The organism is Natronomonas sp. CBA1123, from assembly GCF_009741925.1.
Classification (GTDB): Archaea; Halobacteriota; Halobacteria; order Halobacteriales; family Haloarculaceae; genus Natronomonas.
Map to the genome: position 1 here is coordinate 159,559 of NZ_WPCC01000002.1, position 23,854 is coordinate 183,412.

The 23,854-nt window shown below is 57.6% G+C and carries 17 protein-coding genes and 1 pseudogene; 6 read left to right on the forward strand and 12 right to left on the reverse strand.

Going from position 1 to position 23,854, the window contains the following annotated elements; genetic code table 11:
* Positions 1–293 precede the first annotated feature (293 nt).
* Positions 294–1,439, reverse strand: coding sequence for a Fic family protein (locus tag GJ631_RS02160; protein WP_156707574.1), 1,146 nt, complete (start codon positions 1,437–1,439; stop codon positions 294–296).
* Between the two features lie 206 nt (positions 1,440–1,645).
* On the opposite strand from GJ631_RS02160, the pseudogene GJ631_RS19375 reads away from it, so the two are divergent.
* The 3 genes and pseudogenes from GJ631_RS19375 to GJ631_RS02175 form a co-directional block, all read left to right on the forward strand.
* A pseudogene (locus tag GJ631_RS19375) lies at positions 1,646–1,944 on the forward strand (hypothetical protein); the annotation flags it as partial.
* Between the two features lie 100 nt (positions 1,945–2,044).
* Positions 2,045–2,740 carry a nucleotidyltransferase domain-containing protein gene (locus tag GJ631_RS02170; protein ID WP_156707576.1) on the forward strand — a complete coding sequence of 232 codons (696 nt, stop codon included), beginning with the start codon at positions 2,045–2,047 and terminating at the stop codon, positions 2,738–2,740.
* Positions 2,733–3,242 carry a DNA-binding protein gene (locus GJ631_RS02175; RefSeq protein WP_231753853.1) on the forward strand — a complete coding sequence of 170 codons (510 nt, stop codon included), beginning with the start codon at positions 2,733–2,735 and terminating at the stop codon, positions 3,240–3,242. The genes GJ631_RS02170 and GJ631_RS02175 overlap by 8 nt, the downstream gene beginning before the upstream one ends.
* A gap of 173 nt (positions 3,243–3,415) precedes the next feature.
* Here GJ631_RS02175 and GJ631_RS02180 read toward each other — a convergent pair whose 3' ends face one another.
* Positions 3,416–5,584, reverse strand: coding sequence for a type B DNA-directed DNA polymerase (locus GJ631_RS02180; protein ID WP_156707577.1), 2,169 nt, complete (start codon positions 5,582–5,584; stop codon positions 3,416–3,418).
* Positions 5,585–5,996: 412 nt separating this feature from the next.
* Here GJ631_RS02180 and GJ631_RS02185 point away from each other — a divergent pair, with 412 nt between their 5' ends.
* Entirely contained in the window at positions 5,997–7,064 is a 1,068-nt protein-coding gene (locus tag GJ631_RS02185) for a phosphotransferase family protein (protein WP_156707578.1), read from the forward strand.
* Positions 7,065–7,197: 133 nt separating this feature from the next.
* Entirely contained in the window at positions 7,198–8,877 is a 1,680-nt protein-coding gene (locus GJ631_RS02190) for an acyl-CoA synthetase (protein ID WP_156707579.1), read from the forward strand.
* A gap of 113 nt (positions 8,878–8,990) precedes the next feature.
* Here GJ631_RS02190 and GJ631_RS02195 read toward each other — a convergent pair whose 3' ends face one another.
* The 10 genes from GJ631_RS02195 to GJ631_RS02240 all read right to left on the reverse strand — a co-directional run bounded on the left by GJ631_RS02195 (position 8,991) and on the right by GJ631_RS02240 (position 22,746).
* Positions 8,991–10,235 (reverse strand): RNA-guided endonuclease InsQ/TnpB family protein, encoded by a 1,245-nt coding sequence (locus tag GJ631_RS02195; RefSeq protein WP_370518528.1) that lies wholly within the window; start codon positions 10,233–10,235, stop codon positions 8,991–8,993.
* Positions 10,236–10,891: 656 nt separating this feature from the next.
* On the reverse strand, positions 10,892–11,329 hold the full coding sequence (locus tag GJ631_RS02200; RefSeq protein WP_156707580.1) for a hypothetical protein: 438 nt from the start codon (positions 11,327–11,329) through the stop codon (positions 10,892–10,894).
* Between the two features lie 167 nt (positions 11,330–11,496).
* A complete protein-coding gene (locus tag GJ631_RS02205) occupies positions 11,497–13,083 on the reverse strand; it encodes a class I adenylate-forming enzyme family protein (protein ID WP_156707581.1) in 1,587 nt (528 codons plus the stop codon).
* 40 nt (positions 13,084–13,123) lie between these two features.
* Positions 13,124–13,624: an acetone carboxylase subunit gamma gene (locus GJ631_RS02210; RefSeq protein WP_129069576.1), complete on the reverse strand. Its 501-nt coding sequence runs from the start codon at positions 13,622–13,624 to the stop codon at positions 13,124–13,126.
* Positions 13,625–13,630: 6 nt separating this feature from the next.
* Positions 13,631–15,784 (reverse strand): hydantoinase B/oxoprolinase family protein, encoded by a 2,154-nt coding sequence (locus GJ631_RS02215; protein ID WP_197424723.1) that lies wholly within the window; start codon positions 15,782–15,784, stop codon positions 13,631–13,633.
* Positions 15,785–15,876: 92 nt separating this feature from the next.
* On the reverse strand, positions 15,877–18,033 hold the full coding sequence (locus GJ631_RS02220; RefSeq protein ID WP_156707583.1) for a hydantoinase/oxoprolinase family protein: 2,157 nt from the start codon (positions 18,031–18,033) through the stop codon (positions 15,877–15,879).
* Positions 18,034–18,163: 130 nt separating this feature from the next.
* Positions 18,164–18,655, reverse strand: coding sequence for a helix-turn-helix domain-containing protein (locus GJ631_RS02225; protein ID WP_370518529.1), 492 nt, complete (start codon positions 18,653–18,655; stop codon positions 18,164–18,166).
* A 207-nt stretch (positions 18,656–18,862) separates the two neighbouring features.
* Positions 18,863–20,434: a class I adenylate-forming enzyme family protein gene (locus tag GJ631_RS02230; RefSeq protein WP_197424727.1), complete on the reverse strand. Its 1,572-nt coding sequence runs from the start codon at positions 20,432–20,434 to the stop codon at positions 18,863–18,865.
* A 198-nt stretch (positions 20,435–20,632) separates the two neighbouring features.
* On the reverse strand, positions 20,633–21,865 hold the full coding sequence (locus tag GJ631_RS02235; protein ID WP_156707585.1) for an acyl-CoA dehydrogenase family protein: 1,233 nt from the start codon (positions 21,863–21,865) through the stop codon (positions 20,633–20,635).
* A gap of 71 nt (positions 21,866–21,936) precedes the next feature.
* On the reverse strand, positions 21,937–22,746 hold the full coding sequence (locus tag GJ631_RS02240; RefSeq protein ID WP_156707586.1) for a CPBP family intramembrane glutamic endopeptidase: 810 nt from the start codon (positions 22,744–22,746) through the stop codon (positions 21,937–21,939).
* A 213-nt stretch (positions 22,747–22,959) separates the two neighbouring features.
* Between GJ631_RS02240 and GJ631_RS02245 the strand changes: the two genes are divergently transcribed.
* Positions 22,960–23,766, forward strand: coding sequence for an SDR family NAD(P)-dependent oxidoreductase (locus tag GJ631_RS02245; protein ID WP_370518533.1), 807 nt, complete (start codon positions 22,960–22,962; stop codon positions 23,764–23,766).
* Positions 23,767–23,854 lie beyond the last annotated feature (88 nt).

Sequence of the window (23,854 nt, forward strand, 5' to 3'; positions counted from 1 at the left end):
CACCGGAAACCCGGTGTCCTTTCGTAGGGGCTTCGGGTACGACAATGATTTCTCGCCATACCCGTGTCTGCTCTTCTTCGTGGAAATACTCACTAATACGATACGATTCGATCACTATTCACCCCGCCAGACAATTCGAACGAACGCCACATTCATTAACCAACAAAATTGTTCACTGCGTCTGTTATGTTGGTTAACCACCACCGACAAAGCTGAATCAAAATTCAATCTAATCTCAACTCTCATTCTCCGACAGAGCAGGCAGAACGTCTCAGGACTGCCACCGAGGTAGTTTACTCGAGAATATTGAACACGTCAACGGCTTTGTACTCTTTTCCGCGTTCTTTCCCGGTCACTTCCTCGATGAGGCCATCCGATTCGAGATTGTCGACGACCTTGTAGGCAGTCCGACGAGAGACGTCGAGATACTCCACGAGATCCGGTGCCGTAAAATACGGATACTGGAGTAACTGGCGTGCAAACTGATCCGTTTTCGTGTTGCCCGGATACTCCTTCTCGTAGCGCTCCTGGAGTTCACGGAGCTGGTGGGTTCGGTCGTACGATGTTTCCGCTTGACTTCGGAGCCCTTCGAGGAAAAATTGGAACCATTCGTTCCACGCACCCTCGTCACTGACCGCCCGCATTCGTTCAACGTATTCGACTTTGTGCCGGTTGAAGTACGCGCTCGGGTAGATGTACGGACTCTCGAGATACCCTTGGCTCGTCAAATAGAGAATAATGAGGAGGCGGCCAAGTCGACCGTTCCCGTCCGAGAACGGATGGACTGTCTCGAAAAAGTAGTGGATAATTGCAGCATCCACGAGTGGATGATACTGTCCGCCCATCCGGACGTATCCCTCAAGAGACTGCATCAGTGCGTCGAGCGCTTCCGGCGGTGGGGGAACGAACGGGCGTTCTCCCGACTGGGGACTTGTTAGATGAACCATGTGGTCCCGGAAGTCCCCGACAACGTCTCCGTCGTTTCGGACGTCTTCAAGCAGCATCGAGTGAAGGCGTTTGATGAGCGAGAGCGTTATTTCATCTCCACTCTTGACTTTCTCGAGCCCGTGGGTAAGCGCGTTTTCGTAGTTGAGTGCCTCTTTCAGGTCTTTTTCGACTGTCGGGTCTGTTTCAACCGTGGGATTCTGGGTGTGATATGCTTCAACGTCTTGGTATACAACATCTGCCCCTTCGATACGTGCGGATTCGACAGCCTCAATCCGAATAAGTGAAGTATAGAGTACTGTTGAGAAATCAACGGTTGAACTGATGCCGTCGACACGACCGATCTGATGTGCGGCATCAGTTACGAGAGCGTGTGTCTGATCGGTGATTTCAAGCTTTGGCTCTATAGGGAGCGTCTCAGGCGAATAGTAGGGATTTGGGTGATAGGAGACGTATGTCCCTGGCGCGCGATCGGGAAGCTCTTTCGGGGACATCTCGGTAGTAACACAATCTATCTCTGTTGATATAGGTGTTTTTATAGCCAGTATACGGACTGACTGTTTCCTAGTCTGTTGTTCTAATCAAGGACGGAGTGGTATACGTGCAATCTTCAGTACGCGCCTTCATGAGAACCGCGATTAACCAACAATACTTCTCCAAATGTCTCCTATGTTGGTTAATTATTCTTCATGTTCGCGAACGCCGACAGCTCCGGCACCCGTGTCTCCGCGAGTTCTCGACGGGTGAATACCTCACCGAGCGGCTCCCAAAATGAATGATTGGGTCCGAGGATGGAAGGACGAGTTCGACGTCGAATCACCGAATCAACTTCGCGGGACGATCGCTGATCAGGGACTCGATGTCACCGAAAAGGATCGTCGCCGAGAGATTGCGCGTGAGTGGGAACCGGTCCAGCGGCGAATCGAAATTGTGGGTTTTGCCATCCGAGAGTGGGACTTTCTAGCCCCAGCGACCAAACGTGGTGAGGTTCGGAGGTGACACATCTCGTTCTTCGCACGTCCGTTGCTGGCAGATGAATACTTAGGTCGGTCCCGGTACATATATAAGGTTTTTATAGTAGTGGTCCGTGATACGGCATATGGACCGTGAGACGAATAGTACGAATTCGTCTGGGACAGCTATTTCTCTTTCAATACCGCCTTCAGATCCGGATTTATTCAAACACAAGGCGACGAGTGACGTCCTTCTATTTTTAACAAATCACCGATTCAGTGACTTCTCACTGCGAGAACTCGCGACACAGATTGGTCACTCACACCAGTCCGTCCGACGGGCAGTAAACGTTCTCAGCGCTAACGACCTGGTCATCGAATCGCCTGAAAGCAACCAGCGACTCGTCCAGATCAACAGACAACGCCTGTCTATCCCGGACGATCCGATCCTTCGCATTCCTCAGCCAGAGTATCACCAACCGGTCAAAGCTGCGGTCACGGAACTTCGTGAGAACATCATCGATGTGGTCGGCATCATTCTCTATGGGAGTGTGGCTCGGGGCGAGGCTGACCGGCGGAGCGATATCGATCTCTGGGTGCTAACCCGGTCTGGGCGGGCGGAAAGCCAACGAGAAGCGAACGCCATTGCCCGTGATCTCGAAGACACGGAGTTCGATGGTGACCGATACGCCTACGATATCGATGTCGAGGCCGTCCAGGCGATTCCGACGTACACCGAAGACATCCGGGAGATCGTCGTTTCGGGGATTCCGGTCTACAAGACGAGTGACTTCGAAACCGTCGAGAACCTCCTCTTGGAGGAAGGAGTCACTGATGAGTAACGGCTCGGACCCGACCGCTGTGCTCGCAGCACTCGACCGCGCACAGGATGCTTTCGAGATGGTCGGACACGGTCAGACAGCGTTCGAGGACGGGATTAGTGCTGACGAAGACTGGAAGACACAGCTGACGAAAGCGTGCCGCCTCCTCGAGGTCGTTGACACGCTCCAGTCACAGGACGGGTACTACACGGCCGTCATCGAGATCTGTTTCGGCGCAATTGAACGGTCAATCGAGGCGTACGCACTTGCGATGACGAACGATACGCTTCAGGACTTTCAGGACCATCAGTTCAGCTACGAGCGTGCCCACCAAATCGGGCTGTTTGAGCGGGAGACTGCAGAGGCGATGAAGGACCTCTACAGCGAGAACCGGACAGAGAGTTATTACGGCGGCGGGCGTCCAACCGAAGAGCAGGCGGAAGCAATGACCGACCTCGCCAGCGCTGTCCATCAGTTCGCAGTAAGCCAGATCCGGGAAGGCGGCGTCTGTCTGTGTGACTGACTACGTTTCAACACTTCAGGTGTGCACTATGGACCGGAAACCCCGACGAAACTCACGCCATATTGTCAGCCATCCAATTCCACCGAATTACGGAACTTCCCGGCTGATATCGGACAAGGAACGTCGGAAACGTGGGGTTGGATCGAAACGACGGAAATCTGAGGTGAGGTCCACTACGACAATTCGTTCGAGGCTCCGAACGAGCTCAAAACGGCGTCCCTCTCACCGGAGAGCTCTCGACGAATGTCGGACCGGTCCCACCCGAGCGGTGAAAGCACGCTCTCGACCGCTCTGACCAGCTGCCTCTCGTAGTAGGAGGCGTCGTAGGTCTCGATCGCTTCGTGGGCGAGGGCGACCCGGTCTCGCGAGGATTTCTCGTCGTCGACGACCACATACTCGATATCCTGGCCCGGGTGGACTGCCAGGTCCTGCTCGCGGGCTCGCTTCAAGGCGGCCACATTCTGGGTATTCTGTGAGTAGCCCTCCAGCGGTTTGGAGACACGATTCCGCTCGACGAGCCGTTCTACTGCTACGTTGCCCGCCTGCAGTTCATCGATTGCTCGTTCGAGCCGTCCGATCACCGCGTCCGGTGACCGCGTGGCATCGAGCTGGTCGAGACAGTCCCGCTGGACGTCCTCGATGAACGGCGGGGTCGAACGCTGTCGGGCTTCAATACCTCTGATCTTGAAGTCGTCGTCGCCGGCGACCTTCCCGAAATACTTCGTCAACGCGCCGGCGTCGCTCTCGCGCTGCGGGACGAACGCCACCCAGTCGTAGTGGGCCTCGTGTTCGAGCCGAATCTCGACGCGTTCCGTGACCTCCGTCGCGAGTGCCTCGAGTTCTTCACGGTCATCGTTGTCGATGTCAGGGTCCGGGGTCACCCAGATTGAGTCGACGATGCCGTGGACGACGCGCCAGCCGCCAGCTTCCAGCCGCTGTTTCGCCGCCAGCAGAATCTCACGGGCGAACGCGTTAATCGCCTCGTGGCACTCGATGCGGCCAAACTTCGCGTTGCTGAACCCCTGATAGCCGAAGCAGGCGACGAGGATCCATTTTAGCGCTCCCGACCGTCCCTCGAGTTCCGCGAGTCGGTCCTCATTGGGGTCGTCCCGCTCATGCTCGCGACGGATGGCCGCCTTGATCTCGTCGCGAGCGTCGATGATCGGCTGGAGCACGTCGACGAGGTAGCCCCGGTCGTCGCAGATCGAGTATCCGAGGCCGGGGACGTCGTCGCGGTCGCTGTGGCAGTCACACCGGATGACGTCCGGTGAGACGTTCCGGGTACAGATGATGTTCGGGTACAACGAGGAGAAATCGAGTTCGTGGACGTTCTCGTGGAGACCGACCTCGGGAGCGAAGATGAAGCCGCCACGGTCGGCGTCGTGGAGCGTCCCCATCGGCTTGTAGAACTCGTGGCGCCAGGAGGTCCACGGGACGAGGACGCCGCGGCCGTGGGCCTCGCAGATCTGGATGGCGGTGAGCACGTTCCCGATCGACGCCCACGCAAGCTCCTGGACGGGCTTTTTCGAGCGCGACACGAGGTCGAGGACGCCGTCGAGGTTCGTCTCCCCGTAGAAGAACGTGTTCGACTTGTCGATGATCGCCCGGCCGGGCACGTTGTAACGTGCCGGCGAGTGACCGACGCGACCGTAGCTCGAGTACGTCGACCGGCTCGCGAGCTGCTGATAGTCGATGTCCGGCCACCGACTCAGTGAGAAGTCGTCGACGCCGGCGTCAGTTGCCATTTCGTGGAGGGTCGGGACGATTTCGCTCGTCGAACAGACCAGGACGTCCGGATCGTGTGTGTCGATCGCCCCTTGGACGGCCGACAGAATGTCCGGAGGCGAGCCAGTGACGGTGTTGCCGGCGACGGACAGCTCTCCATAGGTGTCGTTACTCGTTTCGGTCACCGGGACGCTGAGCCGGAGCGTCGACAGCTCGCTCGCCGGCGTCGGATTGACGCCGGTCTCCAGACAGTACCGGAACTCTCGCGAGAAGTCGACGTTGAAACAGGCGAGATCCCCGACTGGATACTCCGACAGCTGGCGTGCCTGCCGGGCGAGTGGGGTGACGCGGTCGATGTGGGCGACGTCGACGGCGAGGACTGGTTCCTCGTCCCGTCGAAAGCCCGGCCGTCGCGCAACCATTTCGGTCGTGACGACGTCCGGGTGCTGATCGTACACCGACTGGAGTGTCGTGAGGTCGAGGTCGGTCTCTGGGTCGCGAGCGGCGACGTAGAAGCGCGGTGTGTAGTTATCGCGTTCTGTTGCGACGGCGCCGCCGGCGGTTGCTTCCCACTCTAGAATGCGGCCATCATCGAAAAAATCAACCGTGAATGGCATTTGATAATCATTCCCTCCTATACCCTACAGAACAGCCGAATGTCCGATAAGCTACGGCGTGTCGTTTCCGCGTTTCTGGAAACGAGTCGAGGACACGGACGATGGCGTCTTCTCTTCTATTGTTCGTGTTCCCCCTTCCTTCCGGAATGATTTCCGTAGTTCGTCACTTGCGTTAACCAACAAGCCCAGAGTGATCGGCCCAGATGTTGGTTAAAACTCAGCAACGAATGCTATCCTTCTTCGAGGATAGAATCTACAGGCGAAACAGACCGAGTGCCTCGGGGCTTGCCCCCGAGGCGGTTCACACGGTCGCTCGCGACAGTCGCCCGAACCGCTATAATGCAGGGGAGTGACGTGCCACCACGATGCTGATCGAGGAACTCTTTGATCCATTTTCAGGGGGCGTTGCACCATGACTGACGCCGATGATCTCGTCTCTGCGGACGCGTTGGAAGCGTTCTGTCATGAGGAACTCGGTGGTTCGCCGGACGCGTCCCTCGCCGTCGAGCGCCATGAGGGCGGGTTCTCAAACGAGACACTGCTCGTCGAGTGGGACGGCCGCGATCTAATTCTGCGGCGCCCGCCTGTCGGTGATCACGCGGAGGGAGCCCACGACGTACTCCGGGAGGCCCGAGTGATGGACGCCGTTGCCGGCGAGGTGCCGGTGCCGGAGGTTGTGGCGACTTGCGATGACTCCGACGTGCTCGGCAGTGATTTCGTGTTGATGGAGCGTCTTGACGGGGACGTACTGCGGACCAGCGAACCAGCCCGGTTCGCTACCCCGGAACACCGCCGCGCAGTCGGTGAGCGCTTAGTGGACACACTTGCGGCCATCCATGCGGTGGATTATGAGGCGGTCGGACTGGCTGAGGGCGAGTTCGGGTATCCCGAAGGCTATCTTCAACGGCAGGTCGAGAACTTCACTGAGCAGTTGGACTGGATTCTCCAGAAGACCGAGCAGGACCGCAAGGTACCACACGTCCGTGAGGTCGGCGACTGGCTGGCCGAGAACGTCCCTAATGAGGCCGATCATGCTCTCGTTCATGGCGATTATAAGCTTGACAACCTCATGTTCGCGCCCGGGACGCCGCCCGAGGTCGCCGGAGTTCTCGACTGGGAACTGAGTACGCTGGGAGACCCGCTTGCGGACCTGGGGTGGATGCTGGTCTTCTGGCGGAACGCCGACGACCGCGATATCGGTCTCCCCGAGGAACTCGTCCCCCAGTTCATGGAGCATGCGGACTACCATAGTCGGCGCGAACTGGTCGACCGGTATGAGGACCGGACCGGAAGAGCGTTCACCAACGAGCGGTTCTACCGGGGACTGGCTGGCTACAAAGTTGTCACTACCTCCGAGGCGATGTACTACCGCTATCTGTCGGGTGACGCCGACGATCCGCTCTATCCCGCCTTAGAGGAAGGTGTCCCCGAACTGGCCCGCCGGGCAAAGCGTATCATCGAGGGCGAGGAGCCGCTTTGAATGGGCTGCTGCGTTCCCCCGACGACTGATCGTTCGGACGCATCAGATGTGACAGATTGGAATCACGAATCGACGGCGCTCAGAGGGTCGCTAGACAAAACGATTTTGATTGGGCCACTAGTTTATGTGTCACATGGCCACAATTGAACGTCTGGACAGGTACCATTTTCACGAGCACGATTGGGAGACTTTCGAAGAGATACGCGACTGGTTCGAGTGGGAGGTCCCGGACCGGTTCAACATCGCCGCGTACGTCTGCGATCGGTGGGCCGAAGAGACACCTGAGCAGACGGCTCTGTTCGTTGAGGACGAGTCTGGTGCGACGGACACGTATACGTTCGCCGAATTCGAGGCCGCGGCGAGCAGGTTGGCGAACCACCTGGCGGCCAGCGGCGTTGAGCGCGGAGACCGAATCGGTGTAAATCTGCCCCAGAAGCCCGAGACAGCAATCGCCCACGTTGCGGCCTGGAAGCTTGGTGCGGTTTCGGTACCGCTGTCGACGCTGTTCGGACCGGACGGGCTGGGCTATCGGCTGGCCGACGCCGGCGCGAGCGCCTGTATCGTCGACGGCAGTAACGTCGGTGCGCTCCGGCGTGCTCGTGACGACTATGACCTCGATTTGGCGTCGGTACTCGTTGTCGACGGGCAACCGGAAGGCGACGAGCAGGCGTACGCCGACGCCGTGGCCGGTCGGGACGCCGAGTACGAAGCAGTCGACACCCCTGCGGAGGACGACGCGCTGCTCATCTACACCTCTGGGACGACGGGCGATCCGAAGGGCGTCCGGCATGCCCACCGTGTGTTGCTGGGGCACCTCCCGGGTATCCAGACGGTTGCCGACTTCGAATTCGGTGACGAGACGCGGTTCTGGACGCCGGCGGAGTGGGCCTGGATCGCCTCGCTGTTCAACATCGTCTTCCCGGCGCTGTTCTACGGGCGGCCGGTACTGGCGTATCATGGCGGCGAGTTCGACCCGGCGAAGGCGTTCGACCTGCTGGACCGCTACGACATCACGATGCTGTTCGCGCCGGCGACGGCACTCAAGTTCATGATGCAGGTACCCAGCGAGGAATACGACGTGGACTCGCTGCGCGTCATCGGAAGCGGTGGCGAGACGCTCGGCGAGTCGGTCGCGGAATGGGCGGCAGAAACGTTCAGCGGCGCCGCTGTCCACGAGGGGTACGGACAGACCGAGGCCAACGTGACCGTCGTCGAAAACGGGTCGCTGGCAGAACAGCGCACTGGGTCAATGGGCTTGGCCGCACCGGGTCACGAAGTTACCATCGTTGATCCGGAGACCGGCGAGCCTACAGTCGAGCCGAACCAGGTCGGCGAGATCGCCGTCAGATATGAGGGCGACCCAGTCTGCTTCAAGGAGTACTGGAACGAGCCTGCAAAGACCGACACCAAGGTCCGGAACGGGTGGTTGCTGACTGAGGACCTCGGTCGGATCGACGAGGACGGCTACTTCTACTTCGAGTCCCGAAAGGACGATGTCATCATCTCTTCGGGCTACCGCATCGGCCCCGAGGAGATCGAAGAATCGCTGGCCAGCCACGACGCCGTCACGGACGCCGCCGTCATCGGTGTCCCCCACGAGGAGCGCGGGGAGGTCCCGAAGGCGTTCGTACTGGTCGCCGATGGGTACGACCCCGGCAACGAGCTCCGTGAGACGTTAATGGCCCACGTCAAGGACCGGCTGGCAAAGTACGAGTACCCTCGCGAAGTCGAGTTCGTTGCGGAACTCCCCCGGACGACGACGGGAAAGGTCCGCCGGCAGTCACTTCGCGAACAGGAAGGGCTGGACGACTGACTGTTAGTAGACGTCGAGCGCGGTGCTCTCAATGTAGACGATTCAAGCCCCGTCTGCTCAGTACTTTACAGTTGGTCGATCGGCTTGTAGATGGCTTTGTGAACTACCCTACCCTACTCGCTCACAGCTTGCGCGGTTCGCTCGTTGAGGGTAGGGCTTCCTGCTTCCACGACGCGCTTTGCAGATACTGACGTATCCACAGGGAGCGCAGTCTCCACAGGCGTTGATTCGGAGTGTCCCACTCCTACGTCTTCGAGGCCGCGAGAAAGAATGTTCCACGCCGCGTTCGCGTCCCTGTCTGCCTCAAACCCGCAGGCGGGACAGGAATGTTCGCGGACCCACAACGGCTTCTCCGTCGAAGTCCCACAGGCCGCACACTCCTTGGTCGTCCCTCTCGGGTTGACCGCCACGAAGTGCGTCCCCTCCCGCTCGCACTTGTACTCAAGTAGTGAGAGGAACGTTCGCCATGCCGCTGACGCCGTGTTGCGGCTGTTCGACGTCGATTCGAGCATCCCCTTCACGTTCAGGTCTTCGACCGCCACGAGGTCGTACTCCCGAGCGTAGTAGTTCGAGAGCTTGTGCAAGAAGTCGCGCCGCTTCCGTCGGAGGTTGGCGTGACACTCTGCGACCCGCCGCCGTTGCTTCTCGTAGTTGTTCGACCCGTGCTGTTTCCGCGAGAGGGACCGCTGTTCACGTTCCAGCCGCTCCCGTTCGGCGGAGAGGTCGAGCGACCCGACGGCGTGACCGTCCGTATCGTGAGCGTACTTGAGAATCCCCACGTCGATTCCGACGCACCGCTCGGGATTCTCGGGCGGTTCGGGCGGGTCACGGTCCAGTTCGATGCCGAACGTGGCGAACCACTCGCCCGTCGGTTCCTTCTTGACCGTGACCTGTTTCACGGTGTCGTCGTCGGGGATGGCGCGGTGAAGCCGAATTGGTATGTCCGCGAGTTTCGAGAGTGACAGGACAGTCTGACCGCCCTTCTTGTCGAGCTTGAAGCCACACTGGCTGTACGTGAAACTTCGGAACTCCCGTGGCGGCTTCCACTTGAGGTGACCGACGCCGTAGCCGTTATTCTTGAGTTCCCCGAGGGACTTGACGTTCTGCTCAATTCGCATGACAGTCGTTTGTAGGACTGTCGAGTACACGTCGGAGAGGCCATCCCACCAGTCTTTGAGACTGGGAAGTTCGTCTCGGATGGACCGAACACGCTGATTGAGCGTGCCTGCGTCCTCGGGGATTTGGTTGAAGCGGTAGAGCGCGTGATTGTAGAGTTGCCTACAAATGTCTCGGTGGCGGTCCAACTCCTCTCGGTGGGCATCGGACGGCTTGAGACGGTACTTGTAGGCGTAGTACACGGCTACCCGTGTTCCTCAATGTGCTCGTCGAGACACTCGCGGATAAACGACGAGAGGTTCAGGTGATTGTCCTGAATCCACTCGTGTTGGTCTTCTCGGAGCGTGATTGTGGTCCGCTTCACCGTATGCATAGTATTCACTATATGCACAAAAACGTTGCGATTGCGTGGGCCTGTGGGCCTGCCACAGAATTGTGTATGAGAACTATGCGGCGCTGTATCCCCTCCCTGCTCGCGCCTCCCGTTCGGTCGGCGCTCGCTGAGGAAGGGGGCTTAGCGCCTACTTTCAGCTAAACTCCTACCGACCATTCGAATCGCTAGCCGGCTGTGGTGGGTCGCAACTTGATTTTGGTAAATGGCTCACAAAAAGGGTTTAACGCTTTTCTACAGGCAGAACCGAATGAATGCCTCGGAGTTTGACGCTGTGATAGCTGTCGCCAATTTATATCAAATTGGCGCTGTTGAAATCCTCAGTAGATGATACATTGCCCCCAGTCCCGGTTAATACAGATGACCCGCTTACCGACATAGAGCACCAACCTACCGACCTTGTGTCAAAACTGGCGTGCTACATACGGAGAGTGTTTTCACCGCGATGTCTTCGTTTCTTTCAGGTGGCACCTACAGAATTGGGCTCGCAGTGGGTGTGCGAGACCGTCAGTCTCGTTCCATCCCCCTTTCGGGGTAGATGCGGAATACGACGGCATCACTGGGGCCGTCGTCATCCGGCGGGAAGAAGTGGATGTGGCCTTTGTCGAAAACGCCCGGGTACTTTGCAGAACCGAACTCCCTCCACGCCCTGTACCGGACGACGTAGGGTCTGGACTCGGCAACGGCCTCTCGTAGTGTCATCGACGGGCCGCTCGCGTCCTCCTGCCGTGGCTCAATGTCTATCCGTTCGAAGTACACCCTCGCTTGCTCCGGTGCAGACTGATTCCCGTCGGTCCGAAACAGTTCGAACTCGACCCTGTACCAGCTTTCAGAGTGGTTGAACACGGCAAGGTTGAGCGGTACCGACTGAGAGGAGAAATCCGAGCAACCGGCACAGCTGGCCACTACACCAGTTGTCCCCATGAGGAACTGGCGGCGATCCATATTCGCGATGGTCTCCCGAGAACTAAGTGTCTTGCCTGTACTTGGCAGTTTGAGTCTATGATATTGGATCTTGAGCTGGTGGCTATGCGCCCTGTATGCAGCACTGCGCCTGAAACCTATCACTTGTTGAGGGTTTCAACAGAGCCATCAAATTAAAAATACAGCGTTTAGCTGATTTCGCGATCCTCGTCTTCCCAGTATTCGTCGCGAAGTGCCTTTTTATCCATTTTTCCGTACGGTGTCTTTGGAATCTCGTTGACGAATTCGACGCGCTTCGGCTTCTTGTAGTCGGCTAACTGCTCATCCGCGAACGAGAAGATATCCGACGCGGTGAGGGTAGCCTCATCTCGTCGAACACAAATCGCGGTAACGATTTCACCCCACTCCTCGTCGGGGATACCGATTACGGCGACTTCCTTGATACCGTCGTGTTCGCCGAGTGCCTCTTCGACCTCTGTGGAATAGACGTTCATCCCACCAGTAATTATCATATCACTCGCACGGTCGAGGAGGTACACATATCCGTCCTCGTCGATTCGGCCGATATCACCGGTACGTACCCAACCATCGGTAACTGTCTCTTCGGTGGCTTCGGGCCGTTCGTAGTACCTCTCCATTGTGTACGGTGCGGTGGCCAGAACTTCACCCTCTTCGCCGGGAGGAAGGTCCTCACCAGTCTCTACGTCGACGATTTTCACGTCACTCATGAGACAGGCCTGGCCCGCAGATGAGAGCCGTTCGTTCAGGTCCCGTTCCACAGCAATCTGATGCTCCTGTTTGCCGAAGGTCGTTATCAGATTTGGAACCTCGGTCTGCCCGTAGAACTGCAGAAATACCGGTCCGAATGCGTCAAGTCCCTCACGCAACCGGGCTGGCGTCATCGGTGCGGCACCGTAGACGAGCGTATCTAGAGATGACGTATCGTGGTCTGACAGCTGTGGCGAATCCAAGACCCGATAAATCATGGTCGGAACCATGAACGTCCACGTTATGGATTCATTTTCAATTGTCGAGAGAGCGATATCGATGTCGAATCCATTGCGGACGACAACTGTGGCGCCAGCAAGGAGACCCGCCCAGAGGAATGCGCCTGCGGAGTGAGGAAGCGGCGTCATCAGCAACATCGTGTCGTCGGCGGTAATCCCGAGCTCAATAATATGGGAGTACGCGTTTACCGTCATGTTCTCGTGGGTATGAAGGACGCCTTTCGGCTTCCCTGTCGTTCCACCAGTGTAGTAGTGCCCCACGAAATCGGACGGTTCAACTACCGTTTCAGGTGGGGCAGACGCCTCTCCTGTGAACTCCTCGAACGGCACAAAACTCTCGGGGAGTGATTCCTCATCCGACACCCCGACGAACGTCTCGACGTCGTCAAGCGAGGACCGCAGGTCGTCGACGGTATCGACGAATGCTGGCCCACACACGACAGTCCCCGCATGGGAGTCGTTAAGCATGTACTCGAACTCTGCCGCAGTCAGTTGATCATTGAGTGGGACCTTCGTGGCACCGGCTTTGATGACACCAAGATCGGCAATCAGGTACTCAACCCGGTTCGTCAGCATCAATGCGACCCGGTCGTTGGGGCCGACATCGTGGTCGGCGAGCGCGTGGGCGAAGGCGTTCGCCCTAGCATCCAGTTCGGCATAGGTGAGCGATTCGTCCTCGAACTGGACTGCAACCCGATCGGCGTACTTGCGGAGGCTCTTTTCGAAGACCGACTTTAGCGTCCGTGCATGTGCGTCTGTTTCAATCATGGAATCGTATCGAAAATCGGTGGTTAGAAACTGACCTCCGCTACTGCCCGTCTGGAACGGGTTGGTCAAGCCACTCTTCGTAGAACGTGTCGATATCCGGCTCGAACTTCTGTAAGATCGGATATCCGGCTGGAACGGCTTCGACGTCGAGCAGTGAGTAACACTCTGGACAGAAGTATTCCCGAATCTGGAACGTCCAGTCGGGGTCCGGAGTCATCAATTCGGGATACAGCTCGGCGGTTTCCTCCTGTTCTTCGCGGGCACGGATGTCACACTCCAGTTTCCAGTTCTCATCTGCACTACAGAGCTCGTGACCACATTCGGCTTTGACCGTCCGTCCGTCATCGCCTGCAACCACGTACAAGTGGTCGTTGAGGGGAACGAGTATTCGGTCGTCCCAATCGACCCGCTCCTGTAGAATCTCGATTGTGGTCTCAAATCGCTCGGGGTCCTTCGGGTCTGGAAGGACATCGTCGCGGAGTTCTGGCCACGGTAGCGTTCCATCGATCAGCTTCTCGATTTGTGATTTGTCGGTCGACATCGTGTATCACCCCATATTGATTTCGAAGTTCTCAGGCAGGTCCCAGAACTCACGGAAGTCGTCGCACCAGTCGTCGCCACGATCGAAGACCCCGCTGTACATCCGGCGAGCGGGGTCGCTCAGGTCACCCTCCACGAGTCGTTCGCGTTCCTCGTCGATGAACGACCGAACCGACTGAGATTCCTCGCGGCGCTGCTCTCTGATCTCCTCTCGGCGTTCTTCGGTCGCGTCGTGGTCGATTTCGAACTCGCGTTCCTCTTCGTCAAGATTACCGACGACGCCGTAGACGTTCTCGACGATATCCGGCGTGTAAATCTCCTTTTCAAGGTCTTCCTTGAGGAGATCGAAGGGCCGGTCAAGAGGGTCCCCGTATCCTGGGCCACCGCCCATGTGGTAATAAACGAGGTCGTGATTCTCGAACGTAGTCGGGAAGTAAATCCCGCGTTCGGTCCGAACGACGTCCCCGTCGACATCTTCCTCGAGGTCTCCGGGAACCTTGTCGCTTATCGGGTATTCAGCATCCTCGAACTGCTCTTCGAGATCCGTGTTATGGACTCTGACTGAGTAGTTCGTTGCCTGTGGATACCCACCGTGCATCCCAGAGGTACTGTTTGTCACCCCTGGGCGGACGTGCTTGTAAAGCGACATGTCGTAGCTCCGGTCGACGACGCGGAGTGTCTCCCAGCCCGACCCACCGCGGTATTTCCCGTGGCCGGCGGTGTTGGGCTTTATGTGGCGGCTGAGGAACGGGAGTCCCTGCTCGATGAGTTCCCATTCCTCGATGTCGCCCATGTCCGTCTCGGGATTCCACATCGTGTAGGCGTAATCGAGCCCGTCCCGTGAGGCGCTTGCACCCATCCCCTGACACGACAGGTCGAACGGAGCGATGGGGAAGTACTCGTCTGTCACCTCGTTGAATCCGCCGCCCTGCATCGTATCACCGGACTCACTGTAGCCGGTGTTGACCTCTTCACGGAACCCGCGTGCGAAGAACGCCCTTGAGATGTTCTTCCAGACTGCCTGATACGTCGGCATGATCGATCCCCAGGCGGTGTGATACGAGAGGCTCGGATCCTGTGGATTGACCACGCTTCCTTCCGGGAAGTTCGCGTCCACCGCGAAGTACGATCCGTCGTTGACCTTCCCATCGTGCAGTAGACACTGGGTTAGTGACACCCAGAGACCTCCCTGCATCGATCCTTCAGAACAGTTGTATGGGTGTGGTCCAGGAGGACTCGCACCCGTCATATCCAATGAGAGTCCACCGTCGCCGCCGACTTCCATCTCCACGGGAAGATGGTTGAGCATATCTTTCTGCGAGACCGGGTTCCAGCCTTCCTGCTTGAACGGCACTGGCATGAAACTCGCATCGCGGTAGGTACCTGGGAAGAGCCGCTCTTGAACGCGAGACTCTAGTGTCTGGCGGCCTTCCTCGATTGCCTCGCGGGTGAACTCTTTGTATCTCTCGACGCCGACTTCATCGACCAGATCGGTGAGCGCCTCACGAATCATGTGAGCGCCCGCAACCCGGCACTTCTCGTCGAGGTCCCAGAACATCGGCGTCCGGGTGCCGCGTTCGGCCCGATCGCGCCAGTCTTGGTAGACCTCGTCGTTTTCGCCGATCTTCTCACACGTTGCGTACAAGCCGTCTTCGTAACGGGTCGTGCTGGCCAGTTGGTCGTGACCTCGGGTCGAACCACCGATGTCGACCTCGTGGGTGACACCGTCCGCCCACGCAATCAACTCGTCATCGTAAAATATCGGGATAAGTGTGTGAACGTCCGCCGTGTGGACGTTGCCGAGATCGTTGTCGTTGTTGCAGAAAATATCCCCGGGTTGAATCGTCCGCCCGTGCTCGTACCCCTCCTCGATCATGTACTTGATCGCGAGACTCCCCGTGTGAACGTGGACGATGATACCGGTCGAGGTGGCGATACAGTCGCCTTCAGGGGTGTAGAGCTGGAACGCGAGTTCACCGATTTCGCGGACGATAGCAGACGCACTGATATGGAGCGCAGTTTCCCGAGCGTTCACGAGGGCCCCGCGTAGTCTCGAGAACATCCGCTCGTACTGGAACGGCTCGTCCTCTTTCATTTCGAGCCGCTCGCGGCCGTGATACCGACCGGTGTCTTCCAGCAACTGCTCGCTTTCGTCGAGCATCTCCTGTAGGGTTTGGCCGTCCCACCCGATTGGCGGCTCGACGCGATCGTATTCGTCGGATGCGATTCCCTGTGTTGTCTCTGGTTCCTGACTCATTGCTTTGTGAGGTGGTAGATTCGGTTGTTGTCGAGCGGTGCTTCGAAACCGGGTGGCACGAGGATCGTCGTGGCCGGCGCTTCGATGACGGCCGGGCCGGTGACGGTATTGCCGGGCTGGATGTGCTCCATTTCGAGGATAGACGCATCGTGCCACTCACCGTCCCAGTAAATCTCGCGTCCGTCCTTGTACGCCTCGTTGGGTGGGTCGTCAGCGCTGACGAGGTCCTCGTCAGGAATCGACGGTTTCGGCGACGGGGCGATACCCGTGCCGACAGCAACGGTAATCATATATCCCAACTCTGGGCTCTTGGCAGCGCGCTTGAACACCTTCGCGAATTCCTCTTCGTATTTGTCGATGAGCAGTTCGATGTCTTCTGCCGCAATCTCGCCGTCCCACATCTCATCGGGGATGGAGATCTCGATGTCGTCTAACATCCCGGCGTACTGCATCCGGACGCCCGGCTTGAAATCGGTCTTCTCAATGTCGATGTCGTCCCGCTCGAAGGCTTCGATAGCCTGTTCTTTCAGGCCCAAGAATGTGTCTGTAAGCGCTTCAGCGGCTTGCTCGGCATTACTCATATCAGGCTGGATAACGAGATCCAGCGATCGGTCGTATCGATACGAGTAATCAGCAGTCGCACACCCGAAGGCAGAGAACGCAGCCGCCCACTCCGGAATCAACACGTCTTGGAAATCAACGTCGCGTGTGTATCCCGCGGCGTGGAGCGGACCACCACCACCATAGGAGGCAAGCGTGTAGTTCTCTGGGGAGTAGCCAAGGCCGAGAATCATTCCCCGGAGTTCGTTCGTCATGTTACGTTCGACGATATCGAGGACACCGCGGGCAGTTTCGACTGGATCTTGATTGAGGGGTTCGGCGATCTGGTCCTCGATGTACTCCTCTGCCCGATCAACGTTCAGCGGAATATCACCGCCGAGGAAGTAGTCCGGGTTGATATAGCCCAACATCGCCGTACAGTCGGTTACTGTCGGCGTTTCGAGACCGGAGTCCTCGTTTGACACTCCGACAAGATATCCAGCACTATCGGGACCAACCTCGAGTCTATTTGAGGCTCGGTCGACGCGAACGTACGACCCAGTGCCAGACCCGATCGTATCCATCGCTGCCATCGGGATGTTGACCATGAATTTCGCAAGCGACTGGTCCCATCGCGTCGGGTAGTGGCCTTCTGTGATGAGGCCAACGTCGAAGCTCGTGCCGCCGACGTCCGAACAGACGAGGTTGTCAACGTCGAGGTGATCTGCGAGGTACTCACCACCGAATATTCCACCAATCGGCCCCGAAATCATCGTCTCAACGAGCCAGTCGTGGTCCGGAGCGACGGTCCCGCCGGAGGACGTGAGTACCCTGAACGGCGCCTCGTAGCCGCGCTGTTCAAGTGCGTCCTCGATGTTGTATAACTGTTTACGGGAGGGTTCGACAGCATATCCCTCGAGTACAAGACTATTGAGCCGTGGCAGCTCTCCTCGAACGGGATTTTGGTCGCTGGATAGCCAGACCGGTGTCTCGTCTCCGCGTTCGGCCTTGACGTCTTCAGCGATTTCTTTGAGGCGCTGTTCGTGCTCCGGGTTCTGGTACGAATACAGCAGCGTGACGCAGATGACGTCTACGTCTCGGTCGAGGAGGTCCGCGATGGATTTCTTGGCCTCCCCCTCGTTGAGCGGTACCATCTCAGTCCCGTCGAGGCGGACTCTCCCTCGTACGCCTCTAATGTTCTCCCGTGGGACGATCGGATCGGGATGTTCGTGTTCGCGAGCATGGAGCCGTCCTGCATAGGAGAGGTCTGCCCACGATTGAATTCCTCGCCCGAATCGGTGTGCGTCCTCGAATCCCCGGTTCGTAATGAGCCCAATCTCGGCGTCACCCTCGCGTTCGAGGAGTCGATTCAGCATTGCGGTTCCCGAATACACGGTCCCCTGGAGCGTCCCCGATCCGCCCTTAATCGAGGTCCCCCACTTGCCGAGTGCGTCGTTGAACGAATCAATGACACCTTGAGATTCGTCGTCTGGTGTAGTCTGTGCTTTCCCAACCGTATATCGTCCTTGCTGGTCCACAGCGAACGAATCTGTCATCGTGCCGCCGGTGTCCAGCGATAGAAGCTCTGGATTGTGGTTGTTCTCTGTTGCCATGTTGCCCTTCCGTATCTCCTCTCAGTGATTGTCTACCGTGCGATGCGCTACCGTGTTTCACACGAATGATTATGAGCATGGCTCCGAACCCCGCCGATTAATATCTCTAGTTTAAAACGGGTGTAGTGAACTATTGTTCTCCGAACAGGATCTCGAATAGCGTATACTGTGCGTTGCGTAATGCTTCGCTCAACGTCGATTGACTCGTCCCGAGAATGCTGGCCAATTCCTTCGCCGTCACTGCTTGCGGGACATCAAAATATCCGTTTCGGTAGGCCTCAGCTAGTAGTTCGAGTTGCGATTCGCTTACCTCTCCACGGACGGCGTGCTTTAATTGATTCGTCCCGAGCGGTGTCCCCGTCCAAGCCGTCTGTGAGGTGCTCAATAATTCGAAATCGCGGTAACTGGTTTCGAGGTGTTCAGCGACGCGCTTCAGATGTTCCCAGTCCTCAACAGAGGCCGTGACAGTCAACTGTCCATCTACCAGTCGAATTCGGTGGGGAATGCTTTTGACTTCGGTAACCTCCGAGACGACGAAGGGGTCCGGTTCCTCCATGAGTGCCAGAATATAATATGTCAAATCGCTCTCCTCGGCCGGTGAGAGGTCGACCAGTTCGGTCACGACACCATCCGAGAGGTGGCTTCGAATACTCCCCACTGGTAGGTCGGTCGTCACCGTTAGATGCTGGTACCACAGACCGTCGCCCGCATATAGGGCGTTGTCCAATTCGACCGAGTCGCTATCGGTGGCTGATTGAATGACCTCCAATTCTGTGGTTGGTTCCACACGGAACTCGACGCGGAGTCTGGACGACACCATCGCCGAAAGTCACCAATACGGCTCTTTCAGCAGTCGTTTGTCGATTTTTCCGTATGCTGTCTCTGGGAGCTTTCCTACCGTGTCTAGTGATTCAGGTACTATCCGCTCCGAAAGCTGTTCGCCACAGTATTCCTGTAGCTCTTCGAGAGTGATTTCTGCGTCACCCTCCGGAACGATGACTGCTTTGATGGACTGTTCCACGGTCAGGTCGTCCATTCGGACTCTCTCATGTGCTGATTCTGGAATACCGATAACGGCGACTTGATGCACATCGGGATGTCGCTGAATCACGTCCTCTACTTCCGTCGAATACACCGGCTCTCCATCGGTGATAATTATATCCTGTTTCCGGTCGAGAAGGATAAGTCGGCCCTCATCGTCGATTCTCCCGATATCACCCGTTTTAATCCAGCCATCGCTGTCGTGAGTAGACGTTCCATCTAGATATTCGCCAACCGCGTACGGGGCTTTGATACCGACCTCGCCGATCTGGCCATCGAAGTCGAACTCGTCGGAAAACAGCGCTATTTCGACGAGGGTGGCTGGGAATCCGGCTGATTTTAGCGATTCCTCATCCTGTGGGCGATGGTGTGCTTTCGGAAGAATAGTCGCGATGTTCGGAACCTCTGCCAAACCGTAGAACTGGATGAAAATATCGCCGAACACCTCCAGTCCTTCCTTGAGGCGAGACGGTGTAATCGGGGCTGAACCGTACACGAGCGTTTGAAGGGATTCAACGTCAGCATCCTCTACCGACGGGGCTTCGAGGAGGTCTGAAATCATCGTCGGGATGAGGTACGTCCACGTAATCGATTCCTCCTCGATGAGTTGTAGTACCGATTCGCTGTCGACTCGCTCCCGCAGGACGACTGTTGCACCGTTTACGAGTCCAGCAAGAGCAAAACGCCCCGCTGAATGTCCGAGTGGCGTGACTAACAACTGCCGGTCGTTGGGGCGTAATTCGAGTTCTTGGATGTGTGCATAGATATTCAGTAACACCGAATAGTGCGTGTGGAGCGTCCCCTTCGGCTGTCCAGTTGTCCCACCTGTATAGTGGATGGCAGCGGTATCCTCTGGGCTGACCGTAACGTCTGGTGGGTCAGTGTCGGCCTTCGATAACAGCTCTTCGAGCCCGTGAAATCCGATCGGCAAGTCTGCTTTGTCTTTGATGCCAATTATATCGAGAGATTTGAGGTTGGTTTGTTGGATCTCTTTGGCGAGATCGAACATCGTTGGCCCGACGACGAGAGTTCGAACGTTCGCGTCCTCTAGAATAGACTCGATAGAATGCTTGTCGATGGCGCTATTTAATGGTACAACGATGATGCCTGCCCGTGCTGCTGCAATTTGTGTGACGATGAACTCCGAACGATTCTTCATCAGAATGCCTACTGAATCCTGACTGTCAAGCCCGAGCGATCGGAAGATGTTGGCGAGTTTTGCTGTGCGCTCGTCTAAATCTGTATACGTTAACGTCGTATCGCCCGTTCTGATTGCTGTTTTGTCACCATGTGACCGAGCAAGCGTGTCAAACGCCGAGACTAGTGTCATCGGTTCGGCGGCCGGGCCATGAATCGTCATTCGCGGAGTTACTGTTACATGGTAACATACATATACATTTTTGCCATCAAATTTTACATTTCTTAGCTGAACATACAGGGGCAGACACAGGTTGGTTTCAGTTTCTACGCCGCCAACATCGGAGTGGATCAGATACGAATTGGTGTCAACCGAAAAAAGAGACGAGGCATGAACGATACCGCCGTTGGGGTCTGTCTGCTATCGACGTGGTTCGTTGAATCGGAGGACGTGCTCGACCTCTTCGGGTTTGAGGTCCTCGAAGGCATCTCTGGCAATGGTTCGGCGATGGACTTCATCGGCACCATCGAAGATTCGGAACGGCCGAACCTCCTCATAGAAGTGCGCGAGTGGCAGGTCTTTTGCGATACCGTTGCCGCCACAGCATTGGACTGCTAAGTCGATGATCTCGTTCGTTACATTCGCCGTAAACGTCTTGGCCATCGCGACCTCAACCCGAGCGTCACTGTTGTCGAGTTCCCGAGCGGCATGGCGTGACGCAGTTCGAGCAACGTGAAGCTTTGTCTCGGCATCCGCGATTCGATGGCGGAGTGCTTGCTTGTCTTTTAGTGGTGAACCGAATGCCTCTCGTTCAGCCATGTACGCCTTCGCGACATCAAGCGACCGCTCCGCCATACCGCAATACCGCATGCAGTGGGTCAGCCGTCCCCCACCGAGTCGGAGTTGCGCAAGTCGAAACCCGCCGCCCTCCTCGCCGATGGTGTTTGCAACCGGGACGCGGACGTTATCGTACACGATCTCTGCGTGGCCGAAATCCTCTTCGAGGATGCCATGGCCGCCCAACACCGGATAGTTTCGAACTATTTCGACACCGTCAGTGTCTTTTGGGACCAGAATAATTGAGCTTCCCTCGTAGGGATGGGCGTCTGGATCCGTACGGGCCATCACCAACAGGAAGTCAGCGATTTTCGCCTGCGAACTCCACCACTTGTGGCCATTGATAACCCACTCGTCGTCGTCCTTCTCTGCTGTCGTCTGGAGCATTTTCGGGTCCGACCCGCCGCCATCCATCGGTTCGGTCATCGAGAACGCGCTCCACTTTTCGCCTTGCACTAATGGCCGAAGGTACTCCTCTTTGATGTCCTCGCTTCCACCGATCTCGAGGGTATGCATATTCCCTTCGTCAGGAGCATTCGCTCGAATCGAAAGCGCACCGAAGAGTGACCGACCGACCTGTTCGAAGGAGGGAAGCATGTCACGGAAGTCGAGTCCTTGCCCACCGTACTCTTCGGGCATCTGTGGTGCGAAGAGATCGCGGTCCTTCGCCATCTCCCAGTACTCCTCTAACTCGTCGAAAGAGATCCGGTCTCCCGTTCGGAGTGCCTCCCGCTCGCGAGGCAGCACCTCGTCTTCCATGAACTTCTCAACGCGTGTCGCCACCTCTTTGGCCTTCTCGGAGTCGTGGTACTCCATGACAAACTTACCTCGTCGGGGGTACTTGTAAGTGATATCTTGGCCAGTCCGACTCGGGGGGTTGGACTCCCTTAGAGCACCACGACCTGCACGAGTGAGAGCATCAGGAGGGGGACGTGAAACGAGGCGTGGGCTATCATTGCCGTTTCGAGGCTTCGCTGCCAGTAGAGCCAGCCGAACAGGATGCCAGCAATTGCGTTCAAGAGGACAGTCCGGGCGATTAGTGCGGGGGTGAGAGCGACAGACTGTGCGAGTGCTGGGAGATGCCCCACACCGAACAGCACGGCCGAAATCACGATTGCGGTCCACATGACTCCCGATCCGGGGCCGTCTGCCCGACGACCGGTGACGCGCCAGCCCACGAACGCAAGCACCGACATGAGCCCGAACCGGAGCATAAGCTCCTCGGTGATTCCCCCATAGAGGAATCGGACCGGAGCGTACGCCAGAACGGTAGCCACAGTCGGTCTGGTCGCCCCAATCACGGACTGCGGTAAATCCTGGCCGACGAACGGCATCATCACCGCGTCGAGGATGACGATCAGGATGCCCCCGAGAATGCCGATACCAACAGCCAGTCCAACCTCCTCACGGAGGTGTTCCCAGACTCCCTCGCCGGTCCCCAACCGGTCGATGAGATACGACCGCAATCCCACACGCGGTGCTGTGTACGCACCGAGCAGACACGCGACGCCGAGGAGCAACAGGGGGTTGAGACCTGACAGAACGGCGAGAAGTGGAAGCGACAGACCGGCCGGGACGGCAGTCGGCGGCGTAGTAACGTAGATGTAGCCGACGAGAGCGGCGATTCCGGGCACGCCAGCCAGTAGGGTCACGCCGAACCGCTTGCCGAAGGAGACGCCATACGCTGTGGGCGGCATGGAGACACTGACTCTCGGCGCCGAAAAAACAGTTGTGTCACCGTTGGCGACAGGCGCTCAGTATGCATACGTATCCGTTTGCTGCAGACCGCACTCCTGACCGAAATTCATACGCATCTGCCGTTTGATTCCTTTAATGATACGTGACAGCGACCGCGGATAATACACAACGCCTCGTGGTATTGACCGGGGGGGACCAGCGGTATCGGCCGTATCGCCGCAACAGAACTTGCTGCACAGGGAGCGACGGTTGCGGTTCTCGGACGAGACCAGACACGCGGTGACACACTCGCCGCTGAGGCGGCCAGGCTCGACGGCGAGATTCGATTCCACCAGGCGGACCTCGCAACCCAGGCAACCGTTCGTTCTCTTGCTGCGGAACTCCTCGATACATACGACCGGATTGACGCTCTCGTTCACAACGCTGGGCTCTCGTCTCGCCGCCGATCGGAAACCGAGGACGGCGTCGAACTCACGTTTGCCGTTAATCACCTCGCCCCGTATCTCCTGACACACGAACTACTGGACCGACTCAGAACCTCAGTACCAACCAGGGTCGTCGTTACGGCCTCAGATATCCACCGTCGCGCCACATTGGACTTCAACGATCTCCAGTTCACCAACGACTACGATTCGCTCCAAGCGTACGCCCGGTCGAAACTTGCTACCATCGCGTTCACGGTCGAACTTGCCGATCGACTCGACGAGACCGAGATTACAGCGAACTGCTTCCACCCCGGTTTCGTCCCTTCAACGAACCTGTTCCGCAATGCCCGTCTCTGGACACGGCTGATGATCCGTGCTGTAGCCATCGTCCCCGGTATCGGCACAACACAGCAGGAAGGCGCACAGCGACTTTGTCATCTCGTCACGGCCCCGGAATTCGGTGAACGAACCGGCGCCTACGTCACTGGAGACGGGATCACGCCCCCCGCGCCGGAAGCAACTGATCCAGAGACTCGGCAGCAGCTCTGGGAGACCAGCGCCCACCTCGTCGGCGTCGATCCTGACTGGCCGTGAACCGTTATTCGAGCTTGGGGAAAATATTACTCTTGAGTGACAACTATTGCTACAGAACGTGATTCCAACAGAGCCGATTTTTTCTTGT